19 protein-coding genes are annotated in these 17,012 nt (G+C 56.7%); 9 read left to right on the plus strand and 10 right to left on the minus strand.

What is annotated here, in order from left to right:
• On the minus strand, nucleotides 1–604 hold a 604-nt coding region (locus ACESMB_RS07625), incomplete at its 3' end, for a DUF3391 domain-containing protein (RefSeq protein ID WP_372971264.1).
• Between the two features lie 219 nt (nucleotides 605–823).
• On the opposite strand from ACESMB_RS07625, the gene ACESMB_RS07630 reads away from it, so the two are divergent.
• Nucleotides 824–1,504: a hypothetical protein gene (locus ACESMB_RS07630; RefSeq protein ID WP_372971244.1), complete on the plus strand. Its 681-nt coding sequence runs from the start codon at nucleotides 824–826 to the stop codon at nucleotides 1,502–1,504.
• An 11-nt stretch (nucleotides 1,505–1,515) separates the two neighbouring features.
• Here the strand turns inward: ACESMB_RS07630 and ACESMB_RS07635 are convergent, their stop codons facing one another.
• Nucleotides 1,516–2,247, minus strand: a complete 732-nt coding sequence (locus ACESMB_RS07635) for a sulfite exporter TauE/SafE family protein (RefSeq protein WP_372971245.1) — start codon at nucleotides 2,245–2,247, stop codon at nucleotides 1,516–1,518.
• Between the two features lie 102 nt (nucleotides 2,248–2,349).
• Between ACESMB_RS07635 and ACESMB_RS07640 the strand changes: the two genes are divergently transcribed.
• Nucleotides 2,350–2,481 (plus strand): SEC-C metal-binding domain-containing protein, encoded by a 132-nt coding sequence (locus ACESMB_RS07640; protein WP_372971246.1) that lies wholly within the window; start codon nucleotides 2,350–2,352, stop codon nucleotides 2,479–2,481.
• A 9-nt stretch (nucleotides 2,482–2,490) separates the two neighbouring features.
• On the opposite strand, the gene ACESMB_RS07645 is transcribed toward ACESMB_RS07640, so the two are convergent.
• A complete protein-coding gene (locus ACESMB_RS07645; protein WP_372926838.1) occupies nucleotides 2,491–2,871 on the minus strand; it encodes a rhodanese-like domain-containing protein in 381 nt (126 codons plus the stop codon).
• Nucleotides 2,872–2,975: 104 nt separating this feature from the next.
• Between ACESMB_RS07645 and rarD the strand changes: the two genes are divergently transcribed.
• Complete coding sequence (rarD, locus tag ACESMB_RS07650; RefSeq protein WP_372926837.1) at nucleotides 2,976–3,866, plus strand: EamA family transporter RarD; 891 nt, start codon at nucleotides 2,976–2,978, stop codon at nucleotides 3,864–3,866.
• Between the two features lie 7 nt (nucleotides 3,867–3,873).
• On the opposite strand, the gene ACESMB_RS07655 is transcribed toward rarD, so the two are convergent.
• Together ACESMB_RS07655 and ACESMB_RS07660 are read right to left on the minus strand one after the other, a co-directional pair.
• Entirely contained in the window at nucleotides 3,874–4,227 is a 354-nt protein-coding gene (locus ACESMB_RS07655) for a thiol-disulfide oxidoreductase DCC family protein (protein ID WP_372971247.1), read from the minus strand.
• Nucleotides 4,208–5,587, minus strand: a complete 1,380-nt coding sequence (locus ACESMB_RS07660; protein WP_372971248.1) for a CHAD domain-containing protein — start codon at nucleotides 5,585–5,587, stop codon at nucleotides 4,208–4,210. Before ACESMB_RS07660 ends, ACESMB_RS07655 begins: the two co-directional genes overlap by 20 nt.
• A gap of 268 nt (nucleotides 5,588–5,855) precedes the next feature.
• Here ACESMB_RS07660 and ACESMB_RS07665 point away from each other — a divergent pair, with 268 nt between their 5' ends.
• From ACESMB_RS07665 to ACESMB_RS07690, 6 genes are all read left to right on the plus strand, one after another.
• On the plus strand, nucleotides 5,856–7,532 hold the full coding sequence (locus ACESMB_RS07665; protein WP_372971249.1) for a methyl-accepting chemotaxis protein: 1,677 nt from the start codon (nucleotides 5,856–5,858) through the stop codon (nucleotides 7,530–7,532).
• A 102-nt stretch (nucleotides 7,533–7,634) separates the two neighbouring features.
• Nucleotides 7,635–8,705: a TRAP transporter substrate-binding protein gene (locus ACESMB_RS07670; RefSeq protein WP_372926833.1), complete on the plus strand. Its 1,071-nt coding sequence runs from the start codon at nucleotides 7,635–7,637 to the stop codon at nucleotides 8,703–8,705.
• Nucleotides 8,702–9,829: a spermidine/putrescine ABC transporter ATP-binding protein PotA gene (gene potA, locus ACESMB_RS07675; RefSeq protein ID WP_372971250.1), complete on the plus strand. Its 1,128-nt coding sequence runs from the start codon at nucleotides 8,702–8,704 to the stop codon at nucleotides 9,827–9,829. The genes ACESMB_RS07670 and potA overlap by 4 nt, the downstream gene beginning before the upstream one ends.
• Entirely contained in the window at nucleotides 9,822–10,682 is an 861-nt protein-coding gene (gene potB, locus ACESMB_RS07680) for a spermidine/putrescine ABC transporter permease PotB (RefSeq protein WP_372971251.1), read from the plus strand. The genes potA and potB overlap by 8 nt, the downstream gene beginning before the upstream one ends.
• Complete coding sequence (gene potC, locus ACESMB_RS07685; protein WP_372971252.1) at nucleotides 10,679–11,449, plus strand: spermidine/putrescine ABC transporter permease PotC; 771 nt, start codon at nucleotides 10,679–10,681, stop codon at nucleotides 11,447–11,449. Before potB ends, potC begins: the two co-directional genes overlap by 4 nt.
• Complete coding sequence (locus ACESMB_RS07690; protein ID WP_372971253.1) at nucleotides 11,446–12,489, plus strand: extracellular solute-binding protein; 1,044 nt, start codon at nucleotides 11,446–11,448, stop codon at nucleotides 12,487–12,489. Before potC ends, ACESMB_RS07690 begins: the two co-directional genes overlap by 4 nt.
• Nucleotides 12,490–12,519: 30 nt before the next feature.
• Here the strand turns inward: ACESMB_RS07690 and ACESMB_RS07695 are convergent, their stop codons facing one another.
• Genes ACESMB_RS07695 through phnD form a run of 5 tightly spaced genes read right to left on the minus strand, consistent with a single transcriptional unit; the run spans nucleotide 12,520 to nucleotide 16,885 of the window.
• On the minus strand, nucleotides 12,520–13,476 hold the full coding sequence (locus tag ACESMB_RS07695) for an HAD-IIA family hydrolase (RefSeq protein WP_372971254.1): 957 nt from the start codon (nucleotides 13,474–13,476) through the stop codon (nucleotides 12,520–12,522).
• 4 nt (nucleotides 13,477–13,480) lie between these two features.
• Nucleotides 13,481–14,296 (minus strand): phosphonate ABC transporter, permease protein PhnE, encoded by an 816-nt coding sequence (gene phnE, locus ACESMB_RS07700; RefSeq protein ID WP_372927696.1) that lies wholly within the window; start codon nucleotides 14,294–14,296, stop codon nucleotides 13,481–13,483.
• Nucleotides 14,293–15,096, minus strand: coding sequence for a phosphonate ABC transporter, permease protein PhnE (phnE, locus tag ACESMB_RS07705; protein ID WP_372927697.1), 804 nt, complete (start codon nucleotides 15,094–15,096; stop codon nucleotides 14,293–14,295). Before phnE (ACESMB_RS07705) ends, phnE (ACESMB_RS07700) begins: the two co-directional genes overlap by 4 nt.
• Nucleotides 15,097–15,098: 2 nt before the next feature.
• The gene (gene phnC, locus ACESMB_RS07710; protein ID WP_372927698.1) at nucleotides 15,099–15,917 is read right to left on the minus strand and encodes a phosphonate ABC transporter ATP-binding protein; all 819 of its coding nucleotides are present in this window, start codon (nucleotides 15,915–15,917) and stop codon (nucleotides 15,099–15,101) included.
• 20 nt (nucleotides 15,918–15,937) lie between these two features.
• A complete protein-coding gene (gene phnD, locus ACESMB_RS07715; protein ID WP_372927699.1) occupies nucleotides 15,938–16,885 on the minus strand; it encodes a phosphate/phosphite/phosphonate ABC transporter substrate-binding protein in 948 nt (315 codons plus the stop codon).
• Nucleotides 16,886–17,012: the final 127 nt, after the last annotated feature.

A 17,012-nucleotide genomic window follows, 5' to 3' on the forward strand; every position in this document is an offset into this window, starting at 1 on the left:
CTCCTTCCAGAAGCCCCAGATGTTTGCCGAACGCTGCCGAGAGAATTGACACGTTGATGCAGTGTTCAGCAGTGTATTCGTCCTTGTTCTTGATCTTGGTCAGCAGTAGCAGGGCGTTATCGTTACGCAGCACGCTGTCCACGCAGCTGTCCACTACCCTGTGGATCTGGTTCATTTCCAGTGTTTGCCCCAACCGCACGCTGGACATAATGTTCTTTACGGTGGCCTTGGCGTCGGAATAGCTCATTCTCGCCGCGGCCATTTCACGGTTGGTATCAATCTTGTTGTTGTAGGTGACTTTACGTTTCGGAATGGATGAAGTCTGGCGTTCTCTGGCGGACGCATCTGCCGGGGGCGAATGCCCCGCTCTTCTGGCCGAAAGCTTCTCACCTGGCTGTCTGGGGCGATCCACCTTGCCTAGCACGATGACTTTGTCACACTGTTCCTGAACAGCAAGAACGTCTTCCTCGGTCTGCAGGATGAAACCCTGTAGCAGAAAACTGGTTTCTTCCCATGGCCGGTCGAGGCGGATGACATGCATACCGATCTGCAGGTCGGCTACAGAAATCTCGGTTTCAATGATGTCCTTATGGGCCGGATTCATAATGCATACTCATCGGACAAGTATGGTGTTTGCTTAGTATACAGAAGTCAGGTCATTGTTGCTGTGACTAGAGTATAAAGCGAAAGTGGCTTCAGTGTATCGTTGTTTTTTTAAAACATTGTCAAATGCTGCAACGGAAAGTGATGTGTTTGCCCCAAGCGCGGCAGAGACCGGCAGTCGTCCCGCCCGAGTGTGCACAAGGGGATTGAGGAAGAGACTATGACCAACATCAAGAACGGCATACCGCTATGGTGGCTGGCGATGGCAGCCGCTCTGACGCCGCTGATAACGATTCACACCACCTTTGCCGTGTCAGTGATGGAAGGGCACGTTTCCTGGTGCATCCCCTACTGGGACAGCTGCACCAGCATCAGCCGAACCGGCCGCTACGGCACCAGCTACTTTATATTCAAGGGCACCATGCTGCCGGCCGCTCTTCTTGGCATTCTGTTCTGGTACCTGAACGGACGCTGGCTCCATCAGCTGGGAGCGACCAGTCGCGGTCGTCCCTGGATTCCCTGGCTGGGGTTTGTTGCCTGTGTATCGCTCGCTGCCTACACACTCGCGCTTGGTCATGCGGGTGATGGCTTTAACCTGACTCGTCGGATTGGCGTGGTGCTGTACTTCTCGCTTACCTACATTGCGCAGCTGCTGATCAGTTCCGCACTGAAAGGCCATCCGCGTTGGCACCAGAGCGGGGAGCGCCTGTTGTGGCTGTGCGAGCTCGCACTGGCAGTGGGGATACTGTCAGTCATCCTGACCGCCCTAGTGCCGGAAATATACAGCCAGATAGACGATGCCTTCGAGTGGGTGCTGGCGTTTCTGATCAACCTGCATGCGATCTGGATTGCCGTACTGTGGAAACAGAGTGGCTTCCGCGCGCGCTTGTGGGCCGAGTAAGGGGGCACGGGCTAGAGCGACATGATGCCACGTATCAGGGCAGCAGTACCCGCAACGGCGGCAATGCCGAGAATGATTGGCCTGAGCCCGTCGAACGGCATGCGATTGACCAGCTTGCCGGACAGCCAGAAACCTATCAGTACCCCCGGAAAGGTAACGACAAACAGTTGGAGTTCCCGCTGCCCCAGATAGCCGGATGCCACCAGGGCGGCAATGCTGAAGAAACTGGCGACCAGGAAGAAAGCCGACATATTGGCTCGCACCAACGACCCTCTCTGGTTCTGGTAGATCAGTGCGATCGGTGGGCCGCCCACGGCCGTAATGGTGCCCATATAGGTCGAAGCGGCGCCGGCCAGTGCGCTATTGCGGGCATTCAGTTGCGGCCGTAAACCGGCCACACTCAGCAGCACCGCAATGAGGATCAGTATGCCGAACACCAGTTCGAACCCCTTGGGCGAGATCAGCGTCAGTGTTATGCCGGCCAGGAGCATGCCGGCAACGCCGCCACCGACGGCAAACCGCACTTCCCGGATCTGCAGGGCTCCGCGGTTTCGTAGCACCATGAGCACCGTCAATATCACCGCATTGAGTACCAGCGGAGCCGGTACCAGTGTGGGACTGATGAGAAATAGCAGTGGCGCTGCCAGGGTGCCAATGCCATAACCCGCTACGCCCTGCAGACAGGAACCGGCAAGCAGCGCGAGGTTAGCGAGGATTATCTGTAGCAGGGAAAGGTCAGTCACAATCAGCCTACTCGCGGGAATGAGTTGGGTGTTGATATCACAGCGGGGGAACAACTAAAACTGTTAAAATGAACCTTTTGACCCGACCCGGAGGCGTCCCAGATGGTCGCAGAGGTTAACCCCGAACGCTGTCCCTGTGGCAGTGGCGACACCAGTGAAGGCGGATTCAAACCGGGCAGGAATGAGCCCTGCCCCTGTGGTAGCGGTAAAAAGCACAAAGCCTGTTGCCTTTGAAAACGACCGTTATTCGAAAGACGGCAGGTCGGGTTGGACAACTGCCTTGCCTGCCTCCTGCCAGGCATCGAAACCCCCGGCGATGGACGTCACGTGAAGGTAGCCCATTTCCTTCAAGGCTTTCGCGCCGAGTGCCGCCCTGCCAGAGGTTTTGCAGTAGCAGACAATGTTCAGATCGCGGTTTTCCAGCGCCGGGTCATTGGTAAACTTGAATTCCAGCATGCCCCGCGAAATATTGACGGCCCCCGGAATATGGCTGGCCCGGTATTCATCCGGATCCCTCACATCCACCAGCATATCCGCTTTTCTGATGGCATCGTCGGCCTGATCCATCGGAATCTCATGGATATCCTGTTTGGCTTGTGCAACAAGATCGTGCGCTGTTTTCATGGTGTGCCTCCAAAGTGTTGAGCGGATAGACCGAGAGTAAGGCATTTGTCGGGCGGGCGTCACCAGCAGTGTGCTAAATTGACGCACCAGACAATGAGGAAGCTATGAAAACCGCCACACCTGAAGCCACCAAGGGCGTTCTATTCGGTCTTTCCGCCTACACAATCTGGGGCTGCTTCCCCCTTTACTTTGCCCTGTTCGCCGGCGTGCCCTCCTATGAAGTGTTGATTCACCGGGTCATCTGGTCCTGCGTTTTCCTGGCGATTGTGGTCACCGCGCTCAAGCGCTGGCAGCCCATAATGGCGGCACTGGCACACCCCCGAAAACTCGGCTTTGTATTTGGCTGTGCCGTATTCATTGCCCTGAACTGGGGTGTTTATATTTATGCCGTGGAAACCCGGCACGTACTCCAGGCCAGCCTGGGCTATTTCCTTACACCACTGGTGAATGTAGGCCTGGGTATGCTGGTGTTGCGGGAAACTATCTCACGGTTACAGGTTGTGGCCGTAGCACTGGCAGCCATCGCGATTCTGTACCAGTTTTTCCTGCTCGGCCTGGTGCCCTGGATAACTCTGGTGCTGGCTTTCAGTTTTGGTACCTATGGCCTGCTGCGTAAACAGGTGGAGCTGGATGGTCTGTCGGGGCTGTTCGTTGAAACGCTGCTGTTGCTTCCGGTTGGTCTGCTGGCTCTCGCCTGGCTGGGCTCGGCCGGCCAGTCCCATTTTGGTGACAGCACAACCATCATGGTGTTACTGATCTCCAGTGGTATCGCTACTGCAGTCCCGTTGCTGTTATTCGCCGGCGCGGCCCGCCGGTTACGCCTGGCAACCGTGGGCTTTCTGATGTATATCAATCCCACACTCCAGTTTTTGATCGCTCTGTTCGTGTTTGACGAGATGATGAGCGGGGAAAAGCTGTTGAGCTTTGCCATGATCTGGGTGGCGCTGGGCCTGTATTCCTGGTCGGCCTGGTCCGGCCGAAGGCGACCTGCGTAGCCTGTAGTCACACCTCGCAGGTGCCACACGCGTACTTCCTGTCATAGCGTTTGTCGGCCCAGTTCTTGTAGATGCGCGCAGCGATGGGATAAATGACGGGCCAGAGTAACGGTTTGAAGAAGAACCCGAAACGGGTGTGAGACCATGCGCGCACATTGGCTGGCAGACCAACCACCCAGTCACCGTCACCGGTTAGCAGATGGAGTCTGCGAAGCAGCGCTTCCCGATCTGGCAGCATGCCTTTACGGTTTTCCTGGGCATGGATCTCCGCAAACACCAGGTCACCCTTCTGCAGTTTTCTCAGGGTACCGATCTCCTTTGCGCACAAAGGGCACTGGCCGTCATAGAACAAAGTGTCCATCAATACCTCCAAGGGTCAGGATTTCATCTCGCACGTTGGCTTTCTCCGCCTCCAGCCCTGCTATCAGGTTGTTCAGCCCTGCCACGGGTTCCAGCATGTCGGGTTCTTCAGCGATGCTGTCGCGAAACATTGCCAGCATGTCCGCCTGCACATGCAGGTCCTGAAAGTCACCAAATCGTTGCTGGCGATGCTTTAACTGTTCAAGCATTTTACCGAACGCCGGTTTGTCGAGCTCGGCCAGATACCGAATGCGTTTCAGTAGTTTTCGCAGGGTATGGAAATCATCGTCGGAGGAAGACCGGCCAAGATCATCAGTTAACGTGTTGTAGTGAGTTATACGCGTGTGCAGCGCTTTCCGGATGTCTTCTGTCGTCAGTTTCCGGGTTATTTTTTCAAAGTGGCGGGATGTAATGAGCTGGTACCAGTCATTCATATCCTTCCGGTATTTTTTGCCGGTCAGTCGTCTGGTGAGCCTATGGTGCTCGAGGTCCGCGAGGTTGGCGAAGCAGTTTCTGGCGCCGGAACGGATCAGCGCGGCCCGGGTATCCTCTTTCAGTTGTGACCGTTCCAGATCGGCAAGGAAGACGTGCAGGTCCCTGAGCTGGCTCGTTGCCTTTGCGTGCCTCTTCAGTATCTTGACCGCTTTACGGAGATGAGAGTCTCCGCTGATTTCGCTGACAGACTCTGCGATGGCGCGGCTACGGCGGATAGCGATGCGGTACTGGTGCAGGAACTCGTCGTCAAATCCTCTGATAACCCCCGCTTCGAGTTCCCGCATGCGTTCATAATGATGCTGCAGTGCTTCGGGAATATGCCCGGTCAGTGAAGCGTTGCCGCCGCCGGGAATCTTCTTGCGTTTGCGATTGAATTGCTGATAGCTGACATCTCTGGGGGTCAGGAACTGCTCCAGACGGCCCCTGTTTTTTGCCAGCTTGTGCCAGTGTTTGATCGGCAGCGCGATCTGCATGAATGCGCAGGTGGGGAAGCTTTCAGGTGCCTGCTTCAGCAAATAGTCAGCCAGTTCCTCCAGAGCGGGGTTGTGGCCTATAAGGGTGATATTGTCTTCGCCTTCCCGGTCCCGGAGCCAGTCAAGAATTACCTGGTAATTGAAGGTGTAGAGCACCGGTGCAACGTGAGTTTTCCCCCGGGCGTCCTGAGGTATCAGGCCCTCCAGGGTCTGCTGCGCACGGGTGGCATTACTGCAGAAAATCGCGCCATCCAGAACGCCAGAGGCCCGGACAGCTCTGCTCATGGGGCCCAGCTGTTTCTGCCCACGGTTGTTCAGTGGGCGCTGGTGATCCCGAAGGCTGTCATCAGCCCAGCTGGATTTGGCATGTCGGATCAGATTCAGGTATTTCATCTGTGCCTCTGGGCAGTTGTAACCTTCTCCGGGTTGGTAATCCGGAGCCGGCTGCTACACCTTTAGTTTAACTCCGGTTCAAGTCGTTGATCTACCAGCCGATCCCCTTTTTAAATGATTCATGCACGGACGTTAAAGGTTTGCGTCCTGGCATTAAGTAAGGTAGCAGCCTGTCCGCTTACATGCGTTTTACAAACTGGAACATACCCTGGCGGGCCTTTTGTGGATAATTGCGCCGGATTCGCATTCTTTCACGGAGTAATACCCAATGACATTCCTGAGTCGGCTACGCATTCGTTCCCGTCTTCTGCTGGGCGTTCTTGTGCCAGTAGTCATTACGGCGGTAGCCCTTGCCTGGACTTCAGTCGCTCAGATAAAAAGTGGCGGTGAGGCTGAGCTTGAGCGCCTGGAAGAGAGCCTGCTTGAGGCGCGCAAGGAAGGACTGAAAAACCTGGTCGACACGGCCCGTTCTGTCGTTCTTGAAGCCAAGAATAATCCGGATCTTTCAGAAGCCGAGGCCCGCGAGGAGGCCAAAAATCGGCTGCGCTCCATCAGCTTCGAAGGCGGCAACTATGTGTTCGCCTATGCGCGCGATCTGGAGAATCTTGCCTATGCCCCTGACCCTTCTCGGGAAGGCCCGACCACGAATCCGGATGTGCAAAAGCTGGTGCGTTCCCTCTTTGATGCCGCCGACGGGGATGGATTCTTTGGCTATGACTGGCCGAATCCTGAATCCGGCGAGGTTGAGCCAAAAGTGTCCTATTCAACCATCATTCCGGATTGGAACTGGATGATTGGTACCGGTGTCTATGTTACCGATATTGAAAAAGTGGTCGCCGCGGCCCGGGCTGATATTGAGGAAGAGATTGCAGAAACCCTGGGTTTTATCATTCTTGAGGCTGTGGTCGTTGTCGTCATTGCTCTGCTCATTGGAATCTTCGTCGGTCGCACTGTCACCAATCCGTTGAACCGCGTTATTGCATTTATGAAAGATATTTCAGAAGGCGAAGGCGATCTCCGTCACCGGCTGCCTGACGAGGGTAACGACGAACTGGCGGAACTGGGGCGTCGCTTCAACGCCTTCGTGGTAAAAATCCAGGACACCATTCGCGAAGTAGGGGCGACTACCGATCAGGTGGCCTCAGCCGCGGAAGAACTCAGCCGTGTTGCTACGGAAACCCGCGCATCGGTTCAGGAGCAGGGCTCGGAGACCGATCAGATCGCCTCGGCCATCAACGAAATGGCGGCCACTATCCAGCAGATCTCTGGCAACGCCAATGAAGTGGAAAGTGCGGCTTCCGATGCCGACAAGCTGGCCCGGGATGGTGGTGAGACCATCGCCAACGCCCAGTCTTCTGTCAATCAGCTGTCGGAGGAGATTGAAGCAAGCTCTACCCGTATCAGTAATCTGGCTGAAAAAACCGACGAGATCACCCAGGTACTCGACGTTATCCACGCTGTTACCGATCAGACCAACCTGCTGGCACTCAACGCGGCCATAGAAGCTGCCCGTGCCGGTGAACATGGTCGCGGCTTCTCGGTGGTTGCGGATGAAGTGCGCCAGCTCGCGAAGCGCAGCGCGGAATCCGCGGACCAGATTCGCGGTATGATCGATGGCTTCGTGACGGAATCCCGTGCCGCAGTGGAGCGTATGGATGCTTCCCGCACCCGTTCCACCGAAACGGTCGAACGTATCAACCATGCTACCGATGCCCTGCGCACCATCGAGAAGTCCGTGGGTCACATTCACGATCAGGTCACCCAGATTGCCACCGCGGCCGAGCAGCAAAGCCAGGTAGCCGAGGAAATCAACCAGAACGTGGTGCGGATTGTGGATGCTGCACAACGCAGCGATACCGGCGTTACCCAGACCAATGAAGCGAGCCACGAGCTGGCGCGACTGGGTGAAAGCCTGCGGGACCTGGTAGGTCAGTTCAAAGTATAGATCCGGTTCTGATGGGCGGTTGACGATTGGCGTCAGCCGGCCATCAGGCTATCATGTGAGCCATCTGAACCAACTCCAACAATAATGGAAACGGGCTCGCTTATGACCACTTTCAAACCCTTCCTGACCGCGCTTGCGCTGATGCTGTCTCTTGCAAGCACCTCACTGCTGGCCGAAGAAACCTACACCATCCGCCTGGCTGAAACCTGGGGCCCCAACTCCCCGATTCTGGGCGAGACGCCCCGCAGCATGGCTGCCATGGCGGAGAAAATGTCCGGTGGTCGCCTGAAGTTCCGGATTGATTCCTCCAACAAGCATAAAGCACCGTTTGGCATCTTCGATATGGTCAAGGCCGGCCAGTACGACATGGGGCACACGGCGTCGTATTATTACAAGGGCTCGATCCCCAACGCCATGTATTTCACCACTGTACCCTTCGGAATGATTGCCCAGGAACAGTACGCCTGGTTTTACTACGGCGGCGGTATGGAGCTGATGGAAAAAGTCTACAGCCCCCACGGTTTGCTGTCGTTTCCCGGCGGTAATACCGGCAACCAGATGGGTGGCTGGTTTCGTGAGGAAATCAACAGTGTGGAAGACCTTCAGGGGCTGAAAATGCGTACCCCGGGGTTTGCCGGGGAAGTGATGGCGGAAGTGGGCGTCGCGGTTACCAATATCCCGCCGGGTGAGCTATACAGTTCACTGGAGCGCGGCACCATCGACGCGCTGGAATGGGTGGGCCCTGCACTGGATTTCAACATGGGCTTTCACCAGATTGCCAAGTACTACTATTCCGGCTGGCAGGAGCCGGGTGCGGAAGTCCAGTTCCTGATCAACAAGAAAACCTGGGATGAGTTGCCGGAAGAGTTGCAGGAAATCCTGCGGGTATCCATGCGTACGGCCGCCTACGACATGTACATTCAAAGCACCCATGAAAGTGGCGTTGCCTGGGATCGCATGAAAGAAGATTATCCGGATGTGACTCACAAGACCTTCCCGCCGGAAGTGATCGACGCACTGCGCGATGCTACCGAAAAGCTGTTGGCCGAAGAGGCAGAGAAAGACGAGCTGGCAAAGGAGATTATCACCTCCCAGGAAAACTATCTGAAACAGGTCCGGCAGTGGACGAATATTTCAGACAAGGCTTATCTGAACAGCGTTTCGGGTGAATGAAAGAAATACTCCTTTCCCTGAAAAACGTCGCCAAGGCGTTCGATGGCAAAACGGTGCTGGACTCGCTGGATCTGGATATTCTGGACGGCGAGTTCATTACACTGCTGGGGCCATCCGGTTGTGGCAAAACCACGCTGCTGCGGCTGATGGCAGGCTTTGAACAGCCAGACACCGGGTCGGTGACGTTGTCTGGCCACGACATCACCCATGCTTCTCCCGAGCACCGTCCCCTCAACACCGTGTTCCAGAATTATGCGCTATTCCCGCATATGTCGGTTTACGACAATGTTGCTTACGGCCTGAAAATGGAGAAACGGCCGAAAGACGAAATTCGTCAGCGGGTGGACGACGTGCTTGCGATGGTGCAGCTCCAGGATTTTGCGCGCCGCAAGCCGCACCAGTTGTCGGGCGGCCAGCAGCAGCGGGTTGCCATTGCCAGGGCAGTGGTCAAGCGGCCACAACTGCTGTTGCTGGATGAGCCGCTGTCTGCCCTGGATTACAAACTGCGGCGTACCATGCAGGTGGAGCTGAAACGCCTGCAGAGGGAGCTGGGGATTACCTTCGTTTTCGTCACCCACGACCAGGAAGAGGCGCTTTCCATGTCGGATCGCGTGGTGGTGCTCAAAGACGGTGAAGTCCAGCAGTTGGGCACGCCCCGGGAAATCTATGAACGGCCTGCCAACCTCTTTACCGCGCGGTTCGTCGGGGAAACCAACCTGTTTCCGGGTTACCTGGACTCGGTTGATGATAGCGGGATTACCCTGGATATCCTGGGTCTTCGCCGGAACTTGCAGAAGCCCGTGTTCCAGGTTCGTGAAGGCGAGCGTGTCAATGTTCTGTTACGCCCCGAGGACATCCGCGTGCTGGCTCCAGATGACTCCCAGGGCCTTGCTGGTAAGGTGGTGGAGCGCAACTATAAGGGCAGCACGCTGGATTCCGTGATTCACCTTGAGGATGGCACCGAAGTGCTGGCCAGTGAGTTTTTTGATGAAGACGATCCGGCCTTCGATTACAAACTGGGTGAACCGGTACGGGTCAGTTGGGTGGATGGCTGGGAATGGTTGTTACCGGTGGAGCCGGGGCCGGTGAATAAAGCGGCAGAAGGGCTGGCCGCGGATGCATAGAGTATTACGGCAACCCTTCAAGACCGCTGTGCTGGTACTGGTGTGGGGCTGGCTGTTGCTTCTGGTGCTTGTGCCAAACCTGTTGGTGGTGGGTGCCAGTGTTATGACCCGTGATCCCGGCACGTTTCTCTCACTGCCGCTGAACCTGGCCAGTTACCGGCAATTGCTGGACCCTCTGTATCTGGATGTCTTCCTGAACTCCCTTTACATGGCAGGCATGACAACAGTCCTCTGTCTGCTGATTGGCTACCCTTTTGCGTGGGCCTTGTCCGGGCTGGGAAAACAGCGCCAGACTCTGCTCGTATTCCTTTTGATTGTGCCTTTCTGGACCAACTCCCTGGTGCGTACCTATGCATTGAAACTGCTGCTGGCAACCAACGGACTGATCAATAGTGCGCTAATGAGCATGGGGCTTATCGACGAGCCACTGCGAATGCTCTATACCGAAGGTGCAGTCATTATCGGGCTGGTGTATCTGTTACTGCCGTTCATGATCCTGCCGCTTTACTCAGTGTTTGATGATCTCAAACAGGAACTGTTAATGGCGTCTCACGACCTGGGGGCGGGCAAGTTATCCACCTTCCTGCATGTTACCGTGCCCCTGACGCTGCCCGGCGTGCTGGCGGGCGTCATGCTGGTGCTGTTGCCGGCCATGGGGCTGTTCTTCGTTGCCGACATCCTGGGTGGCTCCCGCAATCTGCTGGTGGGCAACGTGATCAAGAATCAGTTCCTGGACGCCCGCAACTGGCCATTCGGTGCCGCTGCCAGCATTCTGCTCACAGTGGCCATGGCCTTACTGCTGTTTGCCCACCGGCTCAGCCAGAGGCGCCTGGGTGAGGAGGCAAAAACGTGAGCCGTTGGCTGCCCAGGGCCTACCTTACCCTGGTCTACGCCATGATTTACGTGCCGATCCTGGTGCTGGTGGTGTTTTCCTTCAACAACGCCCGAACAGGTTACCGCTGGGGTGGTCTCAGCCTGCAGTGGTATGAGTCCCTGTTCAACAATCAGGCCATGGTGCAGGCGATGTGGAATTCCCTGTGGCTTGCGCTGGCAGCAGCCACTGTGTCGACTATCATAGGTGCATTGACGGCGCTGGCACTTCATCGTTACCGCTTCCGGGGCAAGCGGATGCTGCGGGGCATGCTGTTTGTGGTGATGATGTCGCCGGAAATCGTGTTGGCCATTTCACTGCTGGCGCTGTTTCTGCTGGTGGGTATTCAATTGGGGTTTGTGTCGCTGTTGCTGGCGCACGTGACGTTTTGTCTGCCGTTCGTGGTGATCACGGTGATGGCCAGGTTGAGCGGGTTTGATGAAAGCCTGCCGGAAGCCGCCAGGGACCTCGGCGCCAGTGATTTCACCATGACCCGTACAGTGCTGATTCCGGTGATCACGCCGGCGCTATTGGCCGGCTGGCTGCTGGGGTTCACCCTGTCCCTGGATGACGTGGTGGTCAGTACCTTTGTGAGTGGCCCCAGTTATGAAATTCTGCCATTAAGGATCTATTCCATGGTGCGCGTGGGCCTGAAACCGGAAGTAAACGCCCTTGGCACCCTGTTACTGGTATTTTCCCTGACGATGTTAATGCTTTCCCAATGGATACTGACAAGGAGCAAACGATGAAGAAGCTGGCGCTGGCAGGCCTTGTGGCCGTGTCCCTCACCGGATGCAGTTCCCAGGATGAACCGCAGGTACTGAACCTGTACAACTGGTCCGAGTACATGCCGCAGGAGGTGTTGGACCGTTTCGAAGAGGAAACCGGTATCCAGGTGGTTTACACCACCTACGACAGCAACGAGGCGATGTATGCAAGGCTGAAACTGCTGGAAGAAAGCGGCGATTATGACCTGGCGTTACCGTCGACTTATTACGTCAGCAAGATGCGTAAAGAGGGCCTGCTGGAGAAAATTGATCGCAGCAAGATTGAAGGCTTTGATCAGCTGGACCCCGAGCTTGTGAACCTGGATATCGATCCGGATAACGAATACAGCGTGCCGTACCTGTGGGGCACCACCGGTCTGGCTTACGACGCTGATGATATCGAGGCTGACAATGTGAACGCCTGGGCGGACCTCTGGAACGAGGAATACGAAGGCCGTGTCATGCTCACAAACGACATGCGCGAAGTATTCCATATCGGCCTTCGGGTACTGGGCTACTCCGGCAACAGTACTGATCCGGACGAGATCGAGGAGGCTTACGAGAAGCTCACTGAACTGATGCCATCCGTTCGCACCTTCAACTCGGACGCTCCCCGAATGCCATACCTGGAAGGTGAAACCGATATCGGCATGATCTGGAATGGCGAAGCGGTGATGGGGCAGGATGACATGGCTTCCCTGGAATATGTCTATCCGGAAGAGGGCATCATCGTATGGCTGGACAGCTTCGTGATTCCGAAGAATGCCGAGAACGCCGACGCCGCTCACCAGTTCATCAGCTTTGTAATGCAACCGGAAATCTCCGCGCTTATCAGTGAGGATATCGGTTATGCCACGCCCAATCTTGCCGCCCGGGAAGTGCTGAGCGATGAAGTCGCTAACGACCGCACAAGCTACCCGACACCGGAGGACCTCACCAACGCTGAGTTCCAGGAAGACGTAGGTGACGATGCCATGCAGGTTTACACCAAGTACTGGGAAATGCTGAAGTCGGGGCGGTAATGGCCCCCGATGGGAGATCCCGGTCCGGGCTCAGATTTCCGTGGCTATGAAATCCGGAGCAATGCCGGACTGTGAAATGCAGTCCGGTATGTTCATACCCTGCAGAGAACCCTCCGCCGTGATCAGCATGGTTTTCATGCCGGTGCTCTGCCCACCCAGGATATCCGTGTGCAGGGTGTCGCCAACCATGAGGATCTGTTCTGGTGGTATACTCGGGAATCGCTCAAGCACGGCGCGGAAAGCTGGGGCGTAGGGCTTGCCATAGAATTCCGGAATGACACCACAGGTCTCCCGTGCTCGGTGGGCGAAAAAGCCGGGCTCAAGGGTCAGGCAGTCGCCCCGGGGTGCGACCAGGTCCGGATTGGCGATTTCCAGGGGCCTGGGACGCTGCCTCAGGCTGGCCTCAAGGGCTGCCTGCATGTCTTCATTCCAGTCCTCGCTGCTGAGCATGATCAGGCCATCGTAGTCGTCCAGCTCCCGTTGCAGCTGCCGGGTAAACGGTGGCCTGACCGGGTGCCAGTTGACAGGTAGTGTGGCCGGCTCTGATTTTTCCGGGGCGATGACGCCCCAGGTCCCCTCACGGGCCCGGATAGCGAGGGACTGTTCCAGTAACCAGCGGCTGGAAATGAGTTGATCCGGCGTTATCTCGAATCCTATTCGCCGGTACTTTTCCACCAGTCTGGGGTGGCTGGCAGTGGCCGCGTTGGAAAGAATCTGAAGCTGGCTGCCCATTTCCTGCAATGCCCGGAATCGTTCAATGGCAGCTGGAAACGCGCGGTCGCCGGCGTTAAGCACACCGAAGGCGTCGAATACGAAAACGCGGAACTGATCAGCAAGCGGCGCCAGATTGTCCAGCGTTTGCGAATGTGGCTGTTGCTTTGCCGGCAAGCCATCCGGCAGCCACTGCCGGATTCGCTCATACTGCTGAAAGGCCCAGGCCGGGGTAGGGGTAATGCCGTTAAATGACGTGGGGTGAGTATCGGTCATCCTCCTAGAGTACCGCCTGGCGTACCCTTGCGGAAACCCATTCCGACGCCACAACGGTGACGAGTATGACCACGAAGATCATCGTGACCTGGTTCCAGGCAAGGGTGCTTAGGGAGGCCTGCAACTGAAGCCCGAGCCCGCCCGCACCAACCAGGCCCAGAATGGTGGATTCGCGGATATTGATGTCCCAGCGGAACACACTGATGCCCCAGAATGCAGGCAGGATTTGCGGCACGATGGCGTAGTCGATAATCTGCGCACCGCTGGCGCCCGTGGCACGGACGGCTTCCACCTGCTTGAAGTCGATCTCTTCAATGGCCTCGTAAAGCAGTTTCGCTACGAAGCCGATGGAGCGCAGCCCGATAGCGACGATGCCGGACAAAAGCCCCGGGCCGATAATGGCCACCAGTAGCAGTGCCCAGATCAACGAGTTGATGGAGCGGGATGACACGATGATCAACAGTGCCACGGGCCGCACGAAGCGCTGGCTGGGCGTGGTGTTTCTGGCAGCCAGGAAAGCCACGGGGATGGCGATGATGACACCTATGATGGTGCCCAGTGTAGCAATGTTGATGGTATCCCAGAGCGGGCCCCAGAGCTGGTTAACGTAGCCCAATGCTGGCGGGAACATGCGCTCGCCAATGTCCGCGGCCTGGTCAGGCGCATCCGCCACAAAGGACCAGATGGTGTCGCGGTTCATCAGCTCCCAGCAGAAAACGGTCAGTGCTGCTAGGCAGAGCCATCCGACCCAGCGCAGCAATGTCTGTTTGCCGGTACGGAACTGCCAGGCCGGTTGGCCCTGGATCTGTGTGACGGTCACTGGACCCACCTGCGTATGTGCGAGGACGAATATTCAACCACCAATACAATGGCGATGATGATAATCAGGATGGCACCTGCGGAATCATACTCGTAGCGATCGATCGCCGTGTTGAGAGTGGCGCCAATGCCGCCTGCACCCACGATGCCGATTACCGCAGATTCGCGGAAGTTGATGTCCAGCCGGTACAGGGACAGCCCCACCAGTCGCGGCATTACCTGTGGCTGCACAGCGTAGTTGACCACCTGCCACCAGCCGGCACCGGTGGCGCGGATTGCTTCAATCTGGTTGTTGTCACAGGCTTCGATGTCCTCGGCCAGCAACTTCGAGAGGAAACCGATAGTGGCAAAAGCGAGGGTGAGGAAGCCTGCAAAGGGGCCAAATCCGAACATGGCCACCAGCAGAATGGCGATGATCACCTCCTGGAATGACCGGGACAGGGTGATTATGCTCCGGCAGACCAGGTAGATCGGTGCCGGCGCCAGATTGCGGGAGGCACCTATGCCAATGGGCACGGAAACCAGAATGCCGGCTACGGTGGAGGTGACCGTCATGGTCAGGCTCTCAATCAGGCCGGCACGGATATCGGTCCAACGGGTAGTGAAATCCGGCACCAGAAAGCCCTGAACAAAGCGCCAGCCCCGTTCCAGGCCCTCGTAGACCCGCATCCAGTTGACCTCAACCGTTTGCAGGGCGAGCACCAGATAAATGGCCGCACCCAGGTAAAAGATCCGCCGCCAGATCGGGTTTTTAAGCAGGACAGGTGGTCGTTTCCAGGCTGTCGGCGTGGCGTTGGCCAAAGCTAGACCCCCTCTGCCACATCGATTGTTGGTTGTCGCGGTTCGTTATCGCTACCAGACTGGTCCTGTCGCACCTGCGCCCAGTCTTCCTGGCCGTAGATGCTGGTCAGAACATTGTCAGTGAGTTCCTTCGGTTTGCCATCGAACACTACTTCACCTGCCCGCAGGCCGATGATGCGGTCCGAGAACTGCTGGGCCAGCATCACGTCGTGAATATTGATGATAGCTGGCAGGTTTCGTTCCCGGCACACGGTCTGAATCAACCGCATGATCTGGCGTGAGGTCTTCGGGTCCAGGGAGGCGGTAGGCTCATCTACCAGCAGCAGTTCGGGATTCTGTTCCAGCGCCCGGGCAATTCCGACGCGCTGGCGTTGGCCGCCGGACAGGGCGTCCGCCCGCTTGTTGTGTTGCTTTTCAAGTCCGACCTTCTCCAGCAATGAAAACGCCAGGGTGATGTCGTCGCCGCTGAAACGCCGCAAGAAGGACCGCCAGCCGGCAACATATCCCAGCCGCCCAGACAATACGTTCTCCATCACTGTGAGTCGTTCAACCAGGGCGTATTCCTGGAAGATCATGCCAATGCGTCGGCGAGCCTTGCGCAATGCCCCGCCCCGGAGTGAAGTGAGCTCGGTGTCGCCGAGGAAAATGCTTCCCCCGGACGGTTCCACAAGGCGGTTTATGCAGCGAATCAAAGTTGACTTGCCGGCACCCGAAGGACCGATCAGGCCCACTACCTGGCCTGCCGGCACCATGAAGCTGATGTCGGTCAGGGCCCGGTCGCCGGTGCGATAGGTTTTGGAAAGGTGTTTCAGTTCAAGCACAGTAACCTGCTATAGCCGGATTAACGACAGTTGTATTCCACACCGTTGGCGTCGTCTATTTTGCGGATCACCTCCCAGTGCTCCTTGAAACTGATGGGAATAAACTGTGCTTCGCCGGATTTGGAAAACTCCTCTTCCAGTTCCGAACCTTCCCAGTCAAATGAGAAGAAGGCTTCCTGGATCTGCTCCTGGAGTTCCGGCATCAGGTTGTGGGCGATGCCATAGCCGGTTGTGGGAAAGGTCTGCGACTGATAGATGCTGACAATCTGATCGTCACTGACGACATCCCTGCGCAGCATCCGGTCGAGAACTGAATTGGCGATAGCTGCAGCCTGGTAGTCCTTGTTAGCCACGCCCAGAATCGAGTTGTCGTGCTTGCCGGAGAAGACCGGCTCGAAATCCTCTTCCGGGACCATGTTGTAGTCGGCCTTGAGTATGGCCGAGGGCGCCTTGAAGCCGGAATTGGACGTTTGCGAGGTGAATGCCAGTTCACCGCCGCGAATATCCTCGACTTCCTCGACGCCGGAGCCTGGATAGGTGATTATCTCCATCTCGTATCCAAAGGAACCATCCTCGGCAGCCATCATGGTAAATGGACGAAAGCCGGCACAGGCGACTGCCAGGGGGTTGGAGCCGGTATTGAAACCGGCAATGTGTAGACGGCCGGCGCGCATGGCTTCGATCTGGGCCGCATTGGACTGAACCGGGAAAAACTGCACACGCTTGCCGGTCACCTCGGACAGGTGGTCGAGAAAACCGGACCAGACCTCGCGATACACTGCCGGATCCTCGACTGGCGTATAGGCAAATACCAGGGTGGACGGATCACGCTGATCTTCGGATTGTGACGGTATATCGGCTACCAGATCACCATCTTTATCCTGGTAACGGGAGTCTAGTTTGAAGGCGCCCTGGGCAATAACCGGAAGCAACGATGCAACGGCGACAGCTATTACTTTGCGATTCATAAAGCAGTTCCCTTTGTCCTGTTAATGACGTCAACATGACGTTACGGAAACTCTGTGATGATTTTGTGACAGGATTAAAGCAGCGAGAATATGGCAGGTACCCGTTGGAGTTTGTGTTTGTCACGTC

Origin of the sequence: Marinobacter sp. (genome assembly GCF_041686475.1) — a bacterium.
Lineage (GTDB): Bacteria > Pseudomonadota > Gammaproteobacteria > Pseudomonadales > Oleiphilaceae > Marinobacter.

Coding starts and splice junctions, on each gene's coding strand:
- ACESMB_RS07630 (WP_372971244.1), top strand. CDS start 824: ATGACCAACATCAAGAACGGCATACCGCTATGGTGGCTGGCGATGGCA.
- ACESMB_RS07640 (WP_372971246.1), top strand. CDS start 2,350: ATGGTCGCAGAGGTTAACCCCGAACGCTGTCCCTGTGGCAGTGGCGAC.
- ACESMB_RS07645 (WP_372926838.1), bottom strand. CDS start 2,871: ATGAAAACAGCGCACGATCTTGTTGCACAAGCCAAACAGGATATCCAT.
- rarD (WP_372926837.1), top strand. CDS start 2,976: ATGAAAACCGCCACACCTGAAGCCACCAAGGGCGTTCTATTCGGTCTT.
- ACESMB_RS07655 (WP_372971247.1), bottom strand. CDS start 4,227: ATGGACACTTTGTTCTATGACGGCCAGTGCCCTTTGTGCGCAAAGGAG.
- ACESMB_RS07660 (WP_372971248.1), bottom strand. CDS start 5,587: ATGAAATACCTGAATCTGATCCGACATGCCAAATCCAGCTGGGCTGAT.
- ACESMB_RS07665 (WP_372971249.1), top strand. CDS start 5,856: ATGACATTCCTGAGTCGGCTACGCATTCGTTCCCGTCTTCTGCTGGGC.
- ACESMB_RS07670 (WP_372926833.1), top strand. CDS start 7,635: ATGACCACTTTCAAACCCTTCCTGACCGCGCTTGCGCTGATGCTGTCT.
- potA (WP_372971250.1), top strand. CDS start 8,702: ATGAAAGAAATACTCCTTTCCCTGAAAAACGTCGCCAAGGCGTTCGAT.
- potB (WP_372971251.1), top strand. CDS start 9,822: ATGCATAGAGTATTACGGCAACCCTTCAAGACCGCTGTGCTGGTACTG.
- ACESMB_RS07690 (WP_372971253.1), top strand. CDS start 11,446: ATGAAGAAGCTGGCGCTGGCAGGCCTTGTGGCCGTGTCCCTCACCGGA.
- ACESMB_RS07695 (WP_372971254.1), bottom strand. CDS start 13,476: ATGACCGATACTCACCCCACGTCATTTAACGGCATTACCCCTACCCCG.
- phnD (WP_372927699.1), bottom strand. CDS start 16,885: ATGAATCGCAAAGTAATAGCTGTCGCCGTTGCATCGTTGCTTCCGGTT.